This is a genomic window from Halobacillus sp. Marseille-Q1614 (assembly GCF_902809865.1).
Taxonomy (GTDB): Bacteria; Bacillota; Bacilli; order Bacillales; family Halobacillaceae; genus Halobacillus_A.
In genome coordinates this window covers 623,056-637,991 of sequence record NZ_CADDWH010000001.1, presented here as the reverse complement: position 1 = coordinate 637,991, position 14,936 = coordinate 623,056, and the positions used below count along the sequence as shown (strand labels likewise).

The window sequence follows — 14,936 nt, the reverse complement described above, 5'->3', positions numbered from 1 at the left end:
CAAACAGCCATACTTAGTAAAAAAAAGAGGGGACAGCAATTATGCAGCAATGGATACGATTATATTTTCAGCTTCCTTTATTTTTAAGGCTGCTTGCCACCGTGCTCGTAATGATGATCTTCTTCGGTATGATGATTCATTTAATTGAGCCTGTGAATTTCCCTACCTTTTTTGATGGGGTTTGGTGGGCGTTTGTTACGGGAGCCACCGTGGGCTACGGTGATTATGTTCCTCTAAGTGCGCCCGGCAAAATTATGGCGATCTTTCTTATCTTAACCGGAGGAGGGCTTGTCACTTTTTATATGGCTACTTTGTCGGCAGCTACCGTTAAGCATGAACAGGATTTATCCAAGGGAAAAGTTCATTTTAAAGGAATGAATCACATTATTCTCGTTGGCTGGAATGAAAGAACTCGCCAGCTCATTGAAATGATGGAAAATAATAAATGTAACGATTATATCGTACTCATCGATCGCACGATGAACAAACTTTACGAGAACCATACTCACGTTCATTTCATACATGGCGATCCTACGATGGAAGAAACGTTAGAAAAGGCAAACGTTTCTCAAGCCAAAAAAGCAATTATAACGGCCGATCAGTCAAAAACAGAGCGGGAAGCTGACCAATCGGTTATCCACCAGATCGTTTCTTTAAAAGGACATCACCAGGATCTATTTATAATTGCAGAAGTACTTACTAACCAGCAGAGAATTAATGCTGAGCGTGCAGGCGCGGATACGATTATCCGTTCCAATGACTTTATGAGCAGCCTGCTCTACCATGAATTGTTTCACACAGCCCCTGTGGAGCCTTTTCAGCTGTTATTAGACTTATTAACAGAGCGGCAATTCCACGAAGAGCCTGTCCCTCCCTCTTTAAGAAAAGAAAAGATGGGAGAGGCGGTTGATCTTTATTTCAGCAAAGGAGAGTTCCTGATTGGTTACCGCAAAAATCAGAAACCCTCTTTCCATATAAACAGTTCGACTCCCTTAGAAGACGTTGAAACGTTTATCGTATTAATCCCGATTAGAACTTAATCGGCTTTCAACTTCCTGTAATAACTCCCGGCCTTGTGGAATGAATTTTTCAGGCACTTTGGCATCTTTATCTTTAGGTTCCTGGAATTGATCAATCATGGCGCGGAAGTTACCTTCACGAACATGATCATCGATTCCATCCTGGTAAAGATGCGTGAGCAGAAAAGGCTCTCCGACTCGTACGATAGGTGAAGAAGTAGGAGAATCCAAGTCTCCGCTTACTGCGGTAAAAGGAATCCTTAAGAAATGATAGCCTTCTTCGTTTGCCAGCTGACAATCAAAATAACCGTGATCGTAATCCCAGTTATCCGCTAATTTGAACCCAAGCGGTGTAAGCTCCTGTTCTAATGTACTAAACGAGTAAGGTTCACCTGTGAGTATTGATTCTAATGCATACATTTAATCACCCCTCTTCAATAAATCTGTTACTTTATTTTGTCCAAAAAAAAGCACCTTGCTCATCCAATTAATGGATGCAAGGTGCTTCTCTAACCCTTACAGGCGTTTTTCCAGCTCTTCTTTTTCTTTTTCGAAACCTGGTTTGCCAAGCAGTGCAAACATATTTTTCTTATAAGCTTCAACTCCCGGCTGATCAAAAGGATTAACTCCAAGGAGATAGCCGCTTATGGCACATGCTTTTTCAAAGAAATACGCCAGATAGCCAAACGTATAAGCGTCTAGTTTAGGTACGTGGACAATCAAGTTTGGAACCTGCCCGTCTGTGTGAGCAAGCATTGTTCCCTGATAAGCTTTTTCATTTACATAATCAACTGTTTGTCCTGCCAGGTAATTAAGCCCGTCGAGGTTCTGCTCTTCTTCTTCAATCGTGTAATCTGATTTCGGTTCTTCAACATGAAGAATTGTCTCGAACAGGTCACGACGGCCATCCTGTACATATTGACCTAAAGAGTGAAGGTCTGTAGAGAAGTTCGCAGAGGAAGGATAGATACCTTTTTGGTCTTTTCCTTCACTTTCCCCAAACAATTGTTTCCACCACTCCGAAAAATACTGAAGAGAGGGTTCGTAGTTGATTAACATTTCGATTGTTTTGCCCTTGTTGTAAAGAACATTACGGACAGCTGCATATTGATAGGCAGGGTTTTCCGAAATTTTCTCAGAGCTCAGCTCTGTTCTGGCAGCTTGAGCACCTTGCATCATTTCCTCAATGTCCACTCCGCTTACAGCGATCGGCAGCAGACCAACGGCAGTTAATACAGAGTAGCGGCCCCCTACATCATCAGGTACAACAAATGATTCATAGCCCTGTTCATCGGCAAGCGTTTTAAGAGCTCCTTTTGATTTATCGGTCGTTGCATAAATTCGCTTCTTAGCCTCTTCTTTTCCATACTTCTCTTCTAAGAATTTACGGAAAGCACGGAAAGCAATAGCTGGCTCTGTCGTAGTCCCACTCTTTGAGATGACATTCACAGAAACATCTTTGCCTTCAAGTACATCGAATAAGTCATTTAAATATGGAGCACTGATACTGTTTCCGACGAAAAAGACTTGAGGAGTCTTACGCTGCTCTTTGGAGAGCACATTATAAAAGCTGTGGTTCAGCATATCAATGGCTGCGCGAGCCCCAAGATAAGAGCCGCCGATTCCAACAACTAACAGGACATCTGAATCTTCTTTTATTTTAGCCGCAGATTTCTGAATGCGGTCAAATTCTTCCCGATCATAGTCTTCCGGAAGATCCAGCCATCCTAGAAAGTCGTTACCTGGTCCTGTTTTTTGATGAATTGCTTCATGGGCCAGTTCTACTGCACCCTGCATGTACTCTAGTTCATGTTCTTCAAAAAAAGGCAGCGCCTTATCGTAATCAAAACGAACATGTGTCATTAAATTCCCTCCACGTTATAAGTATATTTTTTATATAATCAATTTAACTTTATCGAAACGGGAAGTTCAAATCAAGTAACGTTATAATTGTAAGCGTATTCATTTATAAAATAAGCACTGTTTAGTTTCAATGCTGCTTTTTTACCAAAAAAAGAGAGAAGCCCCTCTCTTATTAGCACTATTATTTAAAAGTTACTCCATACCCCTTCGTTGCTCAAACATGAAAAACGCAGGGTAAATTTCCCTGCGTCATTTGTTATCCATTATTTGGACATTTCCAGGATTTCTTTCACGTCCTGCTCATCTAATTTTGTAAAGTTACCAAATTTACCACGTTTCATCGCGCGATTGACGATAACATCAAACTTTTCATCATCAATATCGTAGTCAGCAAGTGTTTCCGGAGCACCGATTGATGTCCAGAAGCTGCGAAGTTCTTCGATTCCTTTTTCTGCCGTTTCACGCTCGGTAGAATTTTTATTATCAACGCCGAAGACATTAACAGCTAATTGAGCGAACCGCTGAACATTTACATCTAAGTTGTGTTTCATCCAGTTAGGGAAAAGGATTGCCAGTCCTCCTGCATGTGGGATATCGTATACAGCGGAAACCGCGTGTTCAATATTGTGAGTGGCCCAGTCGCCGCGGTATCCCATTTGGAGCATACCATTTAAGGCTAGCGTGCCTGAATACAAAATGGTTTCACGATGCTCATATGATTCAAGGTTATCAAGCAATTTAGGAGCTGTTTTAATCACTGTGCGTAAAACTCCTTCGATCATTTCATCCTGTACGGGAGATTTAGTGTCATTATGGAAATACTGTTCGAATAAGTGACTCATCATGTCCACAATGCCATAAATCGTCTGATCCTTTGGTACTGTCATCGTGTTTTGCGGATCCAGAAGGGAGAACATTGGGTAAGTGTATGGAGCATAACCCCAGCCATACTTTTCATTCGTTTCCCAGTTTGTAATTACGGCGCCTCCGTTCATTTCAGAACCGGTAGCAGCCAGCGTGAGAACTGTACCAAAGGGGAGTGCACCATCCGGAGTTGCCTGGCGTGTTACAAGATCCCACGCATCTCCGTCATATTTTGCACCGGCAGCGATCGTTTTCGTACAGTCGATTACACTTCCGCCGCCTACAGCAAGAAGAAAGTCAATTCCTTCTTTTTTACAAATATCAACGCCTTTTCTTACTGTAGTCAAGCGTGGGTTAGGTTCAACACCTGCAAGCTCATGCACTTTTACATCGGCTGACTCTAACTGTTTTAGGACTTGATCATATATTCCGTTCTTTTTAATGCTTCCTCCTCCATATACGAGAAGGACTTTTTTTGTATCTTTAGGCAGCTGTTCAGGCAACTGTTCTACCTGATCTTTACCAAAAATTAATTTTGTTGGATTGTGAAACATAAATGTATCCATGTTCTATATTCTCCTCTCCAATAATAACGATACACTTCCCATTATCCCTGACTTACCTCCGTTTCTCAAAAGAAATGCACTATGTATAAAATTGCTCTAAAACGCTCAACCTAGAAACATTATGACTGAAAGGAGGATACAAAATCATGAGTTGGATTCAAAGAGTAGCACTTTTGCTAGTTATTATCGGAGCGATAAACTGGGGACTTATTGGATTGTTTCAATACGACCTTGTAGCCGGCTTATTTGGCGGCGGTGAACAAAGTGGAGCTTTTGCTCGTGTGATTTATACGCTCGTTGGAATTAGTGGACTTATCACCATATCCATTTATTTTTCACGTGCAGCTGAAACTACAGATGCTACACGGGAAGCTCCACAAAACCAATAGTCTTCCGGCTATTAACATAAAAAAACCCGACTCTAAACGAGACGGGTTTTCTCTTGCTTATTTGCGGAATTTTTCACGATCATCGGATTGTTTAATCCAGTCTTCCAGCTTGTCTTTAAGGGTGTTGAACCCTGCAGAAGCTTCCTCCTGCTGCTGCTTTGGCGCCTGTTTACGCGGACGACGCTGCTCCTGCTTAGGTGCTTCTTGAGTCGCACGAATGGAAAGAGAGTATTTATTGCTTTGCTCATCGATGTTTAGAATTTTAACTTGAACTTCGTCACCTTCTGTAAGGTGTTCGTTAATATCCTTTACATATCCGTGTGTTACTTCAGAAATGTGAACAAGACCTTGTACTTTTTCATCCAGTGCAACGAAAGCACCATATGGCTGAATCCCAGTTACTTTTCCTTCTAAAACTTGACCTTCTTGAAACTTATCTGACATGCTATACAACTCCTGATATAAATTATTCGTTTCTTTTCACGCAATTATTGATTTTATCATAACTTTTCTATTTAAGCAAAAAACAATATTTTTAGCAGTGATTCATTTACCTCTTTTTGGGAATCGCGTGCTATAATAAGGGTATGGGAGGAGTGGATGGAAATGTCCATTGGGGAAAACATTAAAAAGTATAGGGAATTAAAAGGTTTCACTAAAGAAGAACTATCTTTTAAATCACGGATAGGTGTGCAAGTTCTTGAAAGTTATGAACGTAATGAACGAATACCTGAGTTAGATACTATTTTAAAAATTTCTACCGTATTAGACATCCCAGCTTCTGAACTGATGGAGTCAGAGGAGACCCAGAAACCGGACAAAGAACTTCTGGAACTGATTCAGAAGTCCGGAACGAAACGAGCAAAGCTGCTGCTTAGAAAAACACTAGATTTCACAGAAGAAGATATTTTAAAAGCAATTAATCTACTTTATGAATTAAAACAGGGAAAAAAATAAAATAAGAGGTTTAACTTACTAGATTTTTGGATATATTGATTAACGTAAGACTTTCTCGTATTCCCCCTGTGTAAGCAAAGCTTAACTAGCTTTGCTTTTTTTTTGCCCAAAATCTCATCAGTATCATCGCAGCCTATTTTTAGTTATGATGAAGCTAGTTTAAAAATAATAGGAGTGATTATAGTGAGCCGTTTTACTGAGATAACCTCCAGAAAAGGAACCCGTTCTGTAAAATGGGATTACGCTGCAGAACTTTATCAAAGTGACGACGTCCTGCCGATGTGGGTGGCAGATATGGACTTTCAGGTACCTGAGCCTGTCATTGAGGCCCTAGAAGAAAGAGTGAAACACGGAATCTTCGGGTACACCATGCCTGATGATCAAGTGAAAGAAACCATCACCTCCTGGCTGTATAAAAGGCACGACTGGGAAATGGAAAAAGACTGGATTACTTACAGCCCTGGTGTTATTCCCAGCCTTCATATGATCATTCAGTCACTGACGCAGCCTTCGGATTCTGTTATTATTCAAACACCTGTTTACCCACCGTTTTATTCAGTAATCAAACAACATGATCGTAAGCTGGTCACAAATCCCTTAATTTATCAAAATGAAGAGTACAGCATTGATTTTTCTGATTTTGAAAATAAAATTGTTGAACATGATGTCAAAATTTTTATTCTCTGCAATCCGCACAACCCTATAGGAAGAGTATGGAAACGGGATGAGCTTATCAAATTGAGTGAGATCTGCCTTCGTCATGAAGTGACGATTGTCTCTGATGAAATACATGCGGATTTAGTCTTTAAGCCAAATACGCATATTCCTATTGCTTCGCTGAGCGAAGAGGTTAATCAGTCGGCAATCACCTGCCTCTCCCCTACAAAAACTTTTAATTTAGCCGGTCTTCAAGCTTCTTATCTCGTAACGGCTGATGAAGAAAAAAGGAAGCAGATTAAAGCCCAGTTTGATAAGCAAGGAATGTTTATGTTAAATACTTTAGGTTTAACCGCGATGGAAGCTGCTTATCGTGACGGAGAAGAATGGTTAGAAGAATTATTAAAGACTCTTGAGAAAAACCGCGATTATGTAACCGAAAGAATTCATAATGAAATCGATGAAATCCGTGTCATTCATGCGGAAGGAACATACCTGATCTGGCTTGACTTCCGCAAGTTAAACCTGTCGCATAAGGAGCTTAAATCGTTTATGCAGAAAAAAGCGAAAATAGGCTTAAACGATGGCGAATCCTTTGGAGAAGAAGGCCAGGGCTTTATGAGAATAAACGTAGCCGCTCCGCCAAAAATTGTCCAGGACGGAGTCGACCGCATTATCCAAGCTGTAAAAAACCACCGTCAGTAGAGCATGACGGTGGTTTTTTATTCTTTATTTTTATCAGCTTCTGTTGGATCGGTTGTGGGATCTTCATTAGCTTTTACGGTAATTTCCGCGCATGCAATTCGCTCGCCGGAATCCCCTGCCGGCTGAGTCATTCCATCATCCTGCCGGCTGTGTATAACAAAGGATGTGCCCTTATCACGCAGAAGGGATGTCTGCCCGTCTCTAAGCGTAGCCTCTGACAGTGTCAGCTCAACATCAGTTTTTCCACTTTCATCAGCTTCTACGTTCGGCAGGTCTCCTGTATGGGCTCCTTTTTCATTCATAAGTCCGTGATCAGCTTTTTTCGGGTTAAAATGGTTCCCAGCGCTTTGAAAATCCGGCCCGTTACATTCCGGGCGCTCATGGAAGTGGACAGCATGCGGTCCCGGCTCTAGACCCTCTGCTTTGATTTTAACTCCTACTCCTTGGGCTTCTTCAGTTAATGTGACCGTCCCTATACGATCGCCGTCTACGTTATATATCGGGGATTCAAGCGGAGACCTTTTATCGCCGCTGCATCCAATAAGAAAACCAGCACATACAACAAAAACTATCCATAGTTTCATCTCATAACGTCCTTTCCTGACGAGTCCTACAGATAGTTTCTCCTTAAATTCCAGCTTTTATAAGCAAAAAACAAGCCAAAAGAGCTATCCTCTCTGACTTGTTTCCTTTTCGCCATTTGGCACCTGAGCCTTCGTTTGGCTTTCTGACTTCTGCTCCTCTTTACGTGAATGCTTTATAATAAAATACATAGTTATGGCGGCACCAATAATAAATATACTGAGCATGATGACGGCAGGTATATATTCACTTTTATCTTCAGGGAAATACAGGAATTCCATCATGAGGCATCACTCCCTTTCTGTACACTCTCCATATTATAACAAAAATTTAACGCGGCTGAAGGAATTCACCACTTTTTCACATATTAAAATAGTTTGATACACTAATCCTAAAAGGAGGATGACATATGACTCTAAAAGCAGGAGATTTAGTAAAAGCTCATTACAAAACGGGCATCTATATCGGCGAGCTCGTAGAGGAACGAAGAAATGCTTATTTAGTTAAAGTGCTTGCTGTAGATAAACACCCAATGCAAGGGGACCTGCACAATCCCGGAAAAACAGAAAATGTTTTTTTCCATCAGCGTAAAGCATTGAGTTATCAAGAAAAAGCGAATATCCATAAAGAAGCCATCGAAAAATATGAAGGAACAGAAGTTCCTGATTACAAGGATTCTTTGAAACAGTCCATAGAGAAGCTGAAGCAGAAGGTACAGCGAAGAGAAACTGAATTTAACCAATTGGCACTTAGTCGGCTGGAAGAACTGGAAAAACAATATTTCTAATCCGGTTACATTTGTTTTCTCTATGTCATTGTGGTAACTTAAAAGCGTGTGAATTTAAGAGGAGGTTTACCTATGAGTGTACATATTGGTGCAAAACCTGGAGATATTGCAGAGAAGATTCTTTTGCCTGGAGATCCGCTGCGGGCTAAATATATCGCTGAGAATTTCCTGGAGGATGTCCGCTGCTATAATGAAGTACGAGGCATGTATGGCTATACAGGAACATACAAAGGTGAACGCATTTCTGTTCAGGGAACAGGAATGGGGGTTCCATCCATTTCCATCTACATCAATGAATTAATGGAAAGCTATGGCGTTCAAAAATTGATTCGTGTCGGTACATGCGGGGCTCTTCAAAAAGATGTGAAAGTGCGTGACGTCATTTTAGCTTCTACCTCCACTACTGATTCCCAAATGAACCGCATGGTTTTCAACGGCATTGACTTCGCCCCTACCGCAGACTTTAATCTGCTTAAAGCTGCATATGACGCAGGTGTTGAAAAAGGTTTGAAACTGCGCGTAGGTAACGTGTTTACCAGTGACAGCTTCTACCGCGATAACGCTATGGATCTGTTTAATCTTCTGGCCAGCTACAACGTTTTAGCTGTAGAAATGGAAACAACAGCTCTTTACACATTAGCAGCCAAGTATGGCAGAGAAGCCTTGTCGGTTCTTACTGTAAGTGACCATATCCTAACAGGTGAAGAAACATCTGCAGAAGAAAGACAAACCACATTTAACGAAATGATAGAGGTTGCTTTAGAAGCAGCTATTCAACAGTAATGATAAAGGAAAGGCATTTAAACGCCTTTCCTTTTAGTTTGTAAAAAACCCCCGAGATATGGGACTCGATAAAGGGAATTTCTTAACTTTTAATTTCGCATGGCAAAAGCTGCCAGGGTCCGCGCCATAACACCTGTAGGCCCTTTTGGACCAAGTTCATGCCTCGATTCAGCCATAGATGTTCCAGCAATGTCTAAATGAACCCAAGGTGTGTCTTCTGCAAATTCACCTATAAACGCTCCTCCCATAATCGGATGAGCTTTTCTAGTTGGCGAATTATTCAAATCCGCTATATCACTTTTTCTCACTTGTTCCCGGTAGTCGTCATTATAAGGAAGCTGCCAGATCGGTTCCCCCATATGAGCGCCGAGTTCTTCTACTTGCCGGTACAGGTCCTGCTGATTGGTAAGAGCCCCTGTCATCCACGAACCTAAAGCCGTGACCATTCCACCCGTTAATGTGGCCACATCAATTATGCGTTCTGCTCCCAGCTGTTTAGCATAAGTGACAGCATCGGCTAAAGCTAGGCGTCCCTCTGCATCAGTGTTTAAAACTTCAATCGTCCGCCCGCTTAAAGAAGTAATGACATCATCAGGCTTAAAGGCAGTACCAGAAATCATATTATCTGTACTAGGAATGACAGCCAGAATATTAGCCTTTGGTTTCACGCGGCCAATCGTTTCCATCGCTCCTAATACAGCGGCTGCACCTCCCATATCCCCTTTCATTCCCGGCATTCCGGTTTTAGGCTTTATGGAATATCCGCCTGTATCGTATGTGACTCCTTTACCGACAAAGGCAGTGACATCCTTCCAGTCCTCAATCCCTTGATATTTTAATACAATCATAGCGGGCGGCTCTTCAGATCCCTGATTTACAGCAAGCAGGGCCCCCATTCCCTGTTCTTCCATCTGTTCTTTTTCTAACACATCAATGGAAAAGTCGTGCATTAAGGCCAGTTCTCTGGCGTACTCTGCCATAGCGGTGGCGGTTAATAAATTCGAAGGAGAATGGACAAGGTGTCTTGCCGTGTTTACTCCTTTACTGAATGCATAGCCTTCAGCCAGTGGGAGAAGAAGGTCTTCTTCCTCACTTTCTGTTACGATGGTAAGCGAATCTATGTAAGGCAAGTCTTTTCTCTTACCTGTTTTAAAATGAGCAAGCTGATAAGTCGCCGTTCCCATACTTTCTGTGATTAATGAAGCACATTCTTCTTTATTTAAATCAGCAGGTATTACACTGTCCATAGCTATAGATACTTTTGTCACATGATCAGCCTGCAGCCTTTGAAATAATTTACCGAAAGCTTTCCTGTATAAAGTTCGATCTAAGCTGTTTTTCTTCCCTAAACCTATAAAATAAATACGTTTCGTCTCACACTGACCCATCGGCCAGATTTTTGTTATCTGACTATAGCTTGTGGAAATCTCTCCATCTTTTATGCCGTCGGTAACAAATCCATTCAGGTGTTTGTTCACCTCGTCAACAACGGATTGCTTTTCATCTTGGAACAATCCAACCACCAGCGTATCTTTTTCTTGAAATAATTTGATTCTCATACTAAACATTCCTTACCACCTCCAATAACTAGTATACTAAAACTTCTTAACTACTTCTTGTATGAGACGTTCTTTTAACGGACATCCCCTCTCCTTATGTGATACAATCAACTTACTGTTAGAAAATTTTTCATGACAAATACTTTTTGGGAAGGGACGTATCTAAAGGTATGGATTTGCTGCACAACTTTCCATTATGGGCTGCATTGCTTTCAATTTTTTTCGCCCAGCTGGTGAAAATCCCCATCCAGTTTATCGCATCACGATCTTTAAATCCCGGCCTTGCGTTCAGCACTGGAGGCATGCCGAGCAGTCACTCTGCTGCGGTAACTGCTCTTTCAACGGCGGTCGGTATGGAACACGGCTTAGGCTCCTCTATCTTTGGCGTTGCTGTTGTGTTCACAATTATTGTCATGTTTGACTCAACCGGTGTGCGCCGTCAAACAGGTGAACAGGCTATTATGTTAAATATTTTAATTAATGATTTCCACCGCTTTGTTGGGGAAGCTAAAGAATGGGCGCACAAGGGAAACTTTCAAAAAAGAGAAGAACTAAAAGAGTTACTCGGACATAAACCTATAGAAGTATTCTTTGGAGGACTGACAGGTATTCTGTTAACTTTATTACTCGCTCCACTTTTCCTATAAAAAAAACCGTTCGTCTATGACGAACGGTTTTAGTATTTTATCAGCCTGGAAAAATAAACAGGTCTTTGAGCATTAAATTTCCATCCGCTGATATATCTTTTTGTTCCTTTATTCTCAGCCAGTCATTGACATCTTTTATCGTCATATTGGATAAATGGATCCACGTAGAATATAAAGCTCCTAAAAACAGAAGACAGAATAGAATAGATTTGCATAACCGGATCATTGCACACACCTCTTGCCATTCATAATATCCAACTCTGTGCCACCCTATTCAAAAAAACCTTAACATCCTGCGGGAGACTCGCAGGATGTTAAGGTTTTTAAAACATTTGATAGCCATTTTTTCTAAGCCACTTAATAACAAGACCGGCGACAATCGTTCCGGCAAACCCGCTGGATAAGATGGCGATATCCACTACTTGAAGGCGAGTAAGCTGGCCAAAGACTTCTGAAAAGGCCTGCCCCGTTTCCGTAAAATAACGGCTGAATTTAAAATTATCTACAATTAACAATACGACAAGCGGATAGACGAAAGCCATGATCCATGAAGAGCGCAGAATCATATTTAATAAGAAGCCAATCCCAAAGAAAAGCACAAAAAACAAGAGCATAGAAACTATGAATTGTACGATATTCAAACTGCCGTTCCCCCTAGCTTGAAAAAAGCAAAGACAGGGAAAGTCTGCCTTTGCTTTCTTAACAATCTTTATTTAAAGAAGTTCAGTTTACCTTTTTTCAATAAGAGACCTACTCCGCCCAGCTTAAGCAGATAACGGTTGTCAATAACTTTCTTCATCGCTGATGCAGACCATCCGAATAATTTCTTATCATCAAATACTACACCAATCGCGTCATCATGTCCTAGAGAAGCAACTGTACCTTTTAGATCCGGATTAAATGGTTCAAGTTCTTTTTCTCCCTGAACAAGCTTCTTAAGGTTAGCAGCTGTCTGTTCTGCTTGTTGAATGGCAATTTGAGCAGTTGGCGGGTATGGTCGACCAGTTTCATCGTTAAAGATAAGTGCACAGTCTCCTACGATGAATACATCAGAGTACTGCTTGCTTCTTAAATCAGGGTCAACCTCGATACGGCCGCGGTTCGCTTCAAAACCGGACTCTTCAACTAGGGAGTTTCCGCGTACACCTGCAGCCCATACAACAGTATTTGTAGCAATTTCTTCACGCTGTTCGTCTTTTTCGAAGACAAGCTTATCTCCAGTTACCTCTTTAATCATAGCGCCGATTTTGAATTCTACGCCTTTTGCTTCAAGAGAGTTCATTGCATACTCTACAAGTTCAGGATCGAATCCTGGCAGTGCTGTTGGAGCAGCCTCGACTACAACAATGCGTACTTTTTCACGCGGAATGTCGTACTCTTTGCAAAGCTCAGGTACACGGTTTGCAAGTTCACCAGCGAACTCGATACCTGTGAAGCCAGCTCCCCCTACAACAAGGTTAAGACGTTCTTCTTTTGGATTCGCTTCGTTATTATATTTCGCAAAATTATATTCGATGTGCTGACGGATTAAGCGAGAGCTGTTAATGCTGTTGATCGTATAAGCATGCTCTTTAAGCCCTGGAATACCAAAGGTAGCCGCTTCAAATCCAAGTCCAATTACTAGATAGTCATAAGAAAGTTCACTATTTTCAAGCTTTACTTTCTTCTCTTCAGGAAGAATATTTGTTACTGTGTCCTGAACGAAATTAATTTTGCTTGTATCGACTACATCTTTAATAGCAATGCGAGTCTTATCATGGTGAAGGGTTCCTGCTGCGTTTTCGTGCAGCCAAGTTGTTTGATAGTGATAGCTGTGCTTGTTCACTAATGTGATATTAGCGTCATTAGCACCTAAGCTTTTTTGCAATTTTACGGCTGTCATGATTCCGCCGTAACCTGCACCTAGTATCACGATATTCGGGTTATTCATGGTATCACATCCATCTCTTATATTTGCCTTAAGGCATTGTGACTTGTTTCACACAATCCTACATAAAAAAAAGCTTGTCATATCTTATATAATTCTGTCACAAAATCGTTAAATGTTTTCTAGTCTTCATATTAGACCTTTTTATTTCGATTTTCAACCCTTTATATATTTATCGGAAAGTTAATAATATTCAATTAAATGCTCTTTGTTTATTCTGTCTCCGTGCGCCTCAGGGTCATTTTATGATAGAATAGTAAAAGTGTAATTTGAACTAGAGTTAGGGGGACAAAACATGAGTGATAAAGTTTATGAAATAACTGTTATCGGCGGAGGACCCGTCGGCTTATTTACCGCTTTTTATGGGGGGATGCGCCAGGCAAGTGTGAATATTATTGAAAGCCTGCCGCACTTAGGCGGGCAGCTGTCCGCTCTTTATCCTGAAAAATATATATTTGATGTAGCAGGGTTCCCGCGAGTGGGTGCTCAGGAACTTGTCGATAACTTAAAAGAACAGGCTTTTGCTTTCGATCCAACCATCTCTTTAGAACAATCAGTGGAAGAAATCGAAAGACTTGATGACGAAACCTTTAAGTTAACAACGAATAAAGAAGTACATTACACGAAGACGATCATCATTACTGCAGGAAATGGTGCTTTTCAGCCCCGTCGTCTTAAGATTGATGACTCCGAGAAATTCGAAAGCACGAACCTTCATTACTACGTGGATGATATGAATAAGTTTGCAGATAAAAATGTTATGATCTGCGGCGGAGGAGATTCCGCAGTAGACTGGGCCTTAATGCTTGAGCCAATTGCTAAGCAAGTCAGCCTCGTGCACCGCCGTGATAAATTCCGTGCCCATGAGCATAGTGTAGAGCAGCTTATGAATTCTAAAGTGAAGCTCATGACACCTTTCACTCCTGAAAAGCTGATCGGAAACGAACGAATCGAGAAGGTTGAGCTTCATGAAGTTAAAGGGGACCGCGTCGAAACGGTCGATATCGATGAATTAATTGTTAATTACGGATTTATTTCCTCACTTGGCCCTATTAAAGAATGGAACTTGGAAATCGAGAAAAACAGCATTGTCGTTAACTCTAAAATGGAGACGAACATTAAAGGCATTTATGCAGCAGGTGATATTTGTACTTATCCTGGAAAAGTGAAGCTGATCGCTTCAGGCTTTGGAGAAGGACCTACAGCCGTCAATAATGCTAAAGCCTACATGGACCCAGGTGCCAGAGTACAGCCTAAGCACTCCACCAGCATGTTTTCTTAATCTCAAGATGTCTATCTAATGTTCCGTCATAAAAAGCATCCTTCCCTTAGAGGAAGGATGCTTCAGCTTTTAGAGAAACCTCATGCTGCAGACGACCGACTTTTCTTTTAAAGGATCGGATACAGCAAAGGGCTACGGGAAACGGATCGCTTTCCTTGGGCGTATGGTGAGCTTCTCTAAGGATTTCGTCTTTTTAGGGATCTCACCTTGTACGTTCCTCCCTCAGGAATCTCACCGTTTCCCTTCGCCCCTATCCTCATAAGTTTTTCTCCCTCCTTCTATTAGCTCTCTTACCAGTTCCTCGTAATGAGATCTTAAAACACGCCAAAAAGTAAAGGCTGCCGAAACT

At 41.3% G+C, this 14,936-nt stretch carries 18 protein-coding genes; 8 read left to right on the top strand and 10 right to left on the bottom strand.

Features of this window, described 5'->3' with window-relative positions:
- Nucleotides 1-41 precede the first annotated feature (41 nt).
- On the top strand, nucleotides 42-1,040 hold the full coding sequence (locus HUS26_RS03120) for a TrkA family potassium uptake protein (RefSeq protein WP_173915771.1): 999 nt from the start codon (nucleotides 42-44) through the stop codon (nucleotides 1,038-1,040).
- On the opposite strand, the gene HUS26_RS03115 is transcribed toward HUS26_RS03120, so the two are convergent.
- The 3 genes from HUS26_RS03115 to HUS26_RS03105 all read right to left on the bottom strand — a co-directional run bounded on the left by HUS26_RS03115 (nucleotide 1,020) and on the right by HUS26_RS03105 (nucleotide 4,312).
- Nucleotides 1,020-1,439: a YugN-like family protein gene (locus HUS26_RS03115; RefSeq protein ID WP_173915770.1), complete on the bottom strand. Its 420-nt coding sequence runs from the start codon at nucleotides 1,437-1,439 to the stop codon at nucleotides 1,020-1,022. The genes HUS26_RS03120 and HUS26_RS03115 overlap by 21 nt on opposite strands.
- Before the next feature lie 96 nt (nucleotides 1,440-1,535).
- Nucleotides 1,536-2,882: a glucose-6-phosphate isomerase gene (locus HUS26_RS03110; protein WP_173915769.1), complete on the bottom strand. Its 1,347-nt coding sequence runs from the start codon at nucleotides 2,880-2,882 to the stop codon at nucleotides 1,536-1,538.
- Between the two features lie 263 nt (nucleotides 2,883-3,145).
- Nucleotides 3,146-4,312 carry an iron-containing alcohol dehydrogenase gene (locus tag HUS26_RS03105; RefSeq protein ID WP_173915768.1) on the bottom strand — a complete coding sequence of 389 codons (1,167 nt, stop codon included), beginning with the start codon at nucleotides 4,310-4,312 and terminating at the stop codon, nucleotides 3,146-3,148.
- 146 nt (nucleotides 4,313-4,458) lie between these two features.
- Here HUS26_RS03105 and HUS26_RS03100 point away from each other — a divergent pair, with 146 nt between their 5' ends.
- Nucleotides 4,459-4,701, top strand: coding sequence for a DUF378 domain-containing protein (locus HUS26_RS03100; protein WP_173915767.1), 243 nt, complete (start codon nucleotides 4,459-4,461; stop codon nucleotides 4,699-4,701).
- Nucleotides 4,702-4,758: 57 nt separating this feature from the next.
- Here the strand turns inward: HUS26_RS03100 and yugI are convergent, their stop codons facing one another.
- A complete protein-coding gene (gene yugI / locus HUS26_RS03095; RefSeq protein WP_173915766.1) occupies nucleotides 4,759-5,145 on the bottom strand; it encodes a S1 domain-containing post-transcriptional regulator GSP13 in 387 nt (128 codons plus the stop codon).
- 156 nt (nucleotides 5,146-5,301) lie between these two features.
- On the opposite strand from yugI, the gene HUS26_RS03090 reads away from it, so the two are divergent.
- Nucleotides 5,302-5,658: a helix-turn-helix domain-containing protein gene (locus HUS26_RS03090; RefSeq protein WP_254434129.1), complete on the top strand. Its 357-nt coding sequence runs from the start codon at nucleotides 5,302-5,304 to the stop codon at nucleotides 5,656-5,658.
- 183 nt (nucleotides 5,659-5,841) lie between these two features.
- Nucleotides 5,842-7,020, top strand: a complete 1,179-nt coding sequence (locus HUS26_RS03085; protein WP_173915765.1) for a MalY/PatB family protein — start codon at nucleotides 5,842-5,844, stop codon at nucleotides 7,018-7,020.
- Nucleotides 7,021-7,037: 17 nt separating this feature from the next.
- Here the strand turns inward: HUS26_RS03085 and HUS26_RS03080 are convergent, their stop codons facing one another.
- Nucleotides 7,038-7,604 (bottom strand): superoxide dismutase family protein, encoded by a 567-nt coding sequence (locus HUS26_RS03080; protein ID WP_173915764.1) that lies wholly within the window; start codon nucleotides 7,602-7,604, stop codon nucleotides 7,038-7,040.
- An 84-nt stretch (nucleotides 7,605-7,688) separates the two neighbouring features.
- Complete coding sequence (locus tag HUS26_RS03075) at nucleotides 7,689-7,886, bottom strand: hypothetical protein (protein ID WP_173915763.1); 198 nt, start codon at nucleotides 7,884-7,886, stop codon at nucleotides 7,689-7,691.
- A gap of 125 nt (nucleotides 7,887-8,011) precedes the next feature.
- Between HUS26_RS03075 and HUS26_RS03070 the strand changes: the two genes are divergently transcribed.
- Entirely contained in the window at nucleotides 8,012-8,389 is a 378-nt protein-coding gene (locus HUS26_RS03070) for a kinase-associated lipoprotein B (RefSeq protein ID WP_173915762.1), read from the top strand.
- 72 nt (nucleotides 8,390-8,461) lie between these two features.
- Nucleotides 8,462-9,172 carry a purine-nucleoside phosphorylase gene (gene deoD / locus HUS26_RS03065; protein WP_173915761.1) on the top strand — a complete coding sequence of 237 codons (711 nt, stop codon included), beginning with the start codon at nucleotides 8,462-8,464 and terminating at the stop codon, nucleotides 9,170-9,172.
- 89 nt (nucleotides 9,173-9,261) lie between these two features.
- Here the strand turns inward: deoD and HUS26_RS03060 are convergent, their stop codons facing one another.
- Nucleotides 9,262-10,731 (bottom strand): leucyl aminopeptidase, encoded by a 1,470-nt coding sequence (locus HUS26_RS03060; RefSeq protein WP_371809530.1) that lies wholly within the window; start codon nucleotides 10,729-10,731, stop codon nucleotides 9,262-9,264.
- A 170-nt stretch (nucleotides 10,732-10,901) separates the two neighbouring features.
- On the opposite strand from HUS26_RS03060, the gene HUS26_RS03055 reads away from it, so the two are divergent.
- A complete protein-coding gene (locus HUS26_RS03055) occupies nucleotides 10,902-11,378 on the top strand; it encodes a divergent PAP2 family protein (protein ID WP_173915759.1) in 477 nt (158 codons plus the stop codon).
- A gap of 40 nt (nucleotides 11,379-11,418) precedes the next feature.
- Here HUS26_RS03055 and HUS26_RS03050 read toward each other — a convergent pair whose 3' ends face one another.
- From HUS26_RS03050 to HUS26_RS03040, 3 genes are all read right to left on the bottom strand, one after another.
- Nucleotides 11,419-11,604 carry a hypothetical protein gene (locus tag HUS26_RS03050; RefSeq protein ID WP_173915758.1) on the bottom strand — a complete coding sequence of 62 codons (186 nt, stop codon included), beginning with the start codon at nucleotides 11,602-11,604 and terminating at the stop codon, nucleotides 11,419-11,421.
- A gap of 97 nt (nucleotides 11,605-11,701) precedes the next feature.
- Complete coding sequence (locus HUS26_RS03045) at nucleotides 11,702-12,019, bottom strand: YuiB family protein (RefSeq protein WP_254434128.1); 318 nt, start codon at nucleotides 12,017-12,019, stop codon at nucleotides 11,702-11,704.
- Between the two features lie 68 nt (nucleotides 12,020-12,087).
- The gene (locus HUS26_RS03040; RefSeq protein ID WP_173915757.1) at nucleotides 12,088-13,308 is read right to left on the bottom strand and encodes an NAD(P)/FAD-dependent oxidoreductase; all 1,221 of its coding nucleotides are present in this window, start codon (nucleotides 13,306-13,308) and stop codon (nucleotides 12,088-12,090) included.
- A 292-nt stretch (nucleotides 13,309-13,600) separates the two neighbouring features.
- Between HUS26_RS03040 and HUS26_RS03035 the strand changes: the two genes are divergently transcribed.
- Entirely contained in the window at nucleotides 13,601-14,587 is a 987-nt protein-coding gene (locus tag HUS26_RS03035; protein WP_173915756.1) for an NAD(P)/FAD-dependent oxidoreductase, read from the top strand.
- Nucleotides 14,588-14,936 lie beyond the last annotated feature (349 nt).

What these genes read in the sequence shown, in the direction of transcription:
- HUS26_RS03050 (WP_173915758.1), bottom strand. Translation starts at nt 11,604, where the DNA reads ATGATCCGGTTATGCAAATCTATTCTATTCTGTCTTCTGTTTTTAGGA.
- HUS26_RS03080 (WP_173915764.1), bottom strand. Translation starts at nt 7,604, where the DNA reads ATGAAACTATGGATAGTTTTTGTTGTATGTGCTGGTTTTCTTATTGGA.
- HUS26_RS03060 (WP_371809530.1), bottom strand. Translation starts at nt 10,731, where the DNA reads ATGAGAATCAAATTATTTCAAGAAAAAGATACGCTGGTGGTTGGATTG.
- HUS26_RS03090 (WP_254434129.1), top strand. Translation starts at nt 5,302, where the DNA reads ATGGAAATGTCCATTGGGGAAAACATTAAAAAGTATAGGGAATTAAAA.
- HUS26_RS03040 (WP_173915757.1), bottom strand. Translation starts at nt 13,308, where the DNA reads ATGAATAACCCGAATATCGTGATACTAGGTGCAGGTTACGGCGGAATC.
- yugI (WP_173915766.1), bottom strand. Translation starts at nt 5,145, where the DNA reads ATGTCAGATAAGTTTCAAGAAGGTCAAGTTTTAGAAGGAAAAGTAACT.
- HUS26_RS03100 (WP_173915767.1), top strand. Translation starts at nt 4,459, where the DNA reads ATGAGTTGGATTCAAAGAGTAGCACTTTTGCTAGTTATTATCGGAGCG.
- HUS26_RS03120 (WP_173915771.1), top strand. Translation starts at nt 42, where the DNA reads ATGCAGCAATGGATACGATTATATTTTCAGCTTCCTTTATTTTTAAGG.
- HUS26_RS03055 (WP_173915759.1), top strand. Translation starts at nt 10,902, where the DNA reads ATGGATTTGCTGCACAACTTTCCATTATGGGCTGCATTGCTTTCAATT.
- deoD (WP_173915761.1), top strand. Translation starts at nt 8,462, where the DNA reads ATGAGTGTACATATTGGTGCAAAACCTGGAGATATTGCAGAGAAGATT.
- HUS26_RS03115 (WP_173915770.1), bottom strand. Translation starts at nt 1,439, where the DNA reads ATGTATGCATTAGAATCAATACTCACAGGTGAACCTTACTCGTTTAGT.
- HUS26_RS03070 (WP_173915762.1), top strand. Translation starts at nt 8,012, where the DNA reads ATGACTCTAAAAGCAGGAGATTTAGTAAAAGCTCATTACAAAACGGGC.
- HUS26_RS03105 (WP_173915768.1), bottom strand. Translation starts at nt 4,312, where the DNA reads ATGGATACATTTATGTTTCACAATCCAACAAAATTAATTTTTGGTAAA.
- HUS26_RS03110 (WP_173915769.1), bottom strand. Translation starts at nt 2,882, where the DNA reads ATGACACATGTTCGTTTTGATTACGATAAGGCGCTGCCTTTTTTTGAA.
- HUS26_RS03075 (WP_173915763.1), bottom strand. Translation starts at nt 7,886, where the DNA reads ATGATGGAATTCCTGTATTTCCCTGAAGATAAAAGTGAATATATACCT.
- HUS26_RS03035 (WP_173915756.1), top strand. Translation starts at nt 13,601, where the DNA reads ATGAGTGATAAAGTTTATGAAATAACTGTTATCGGCGGAGGACCCGTC.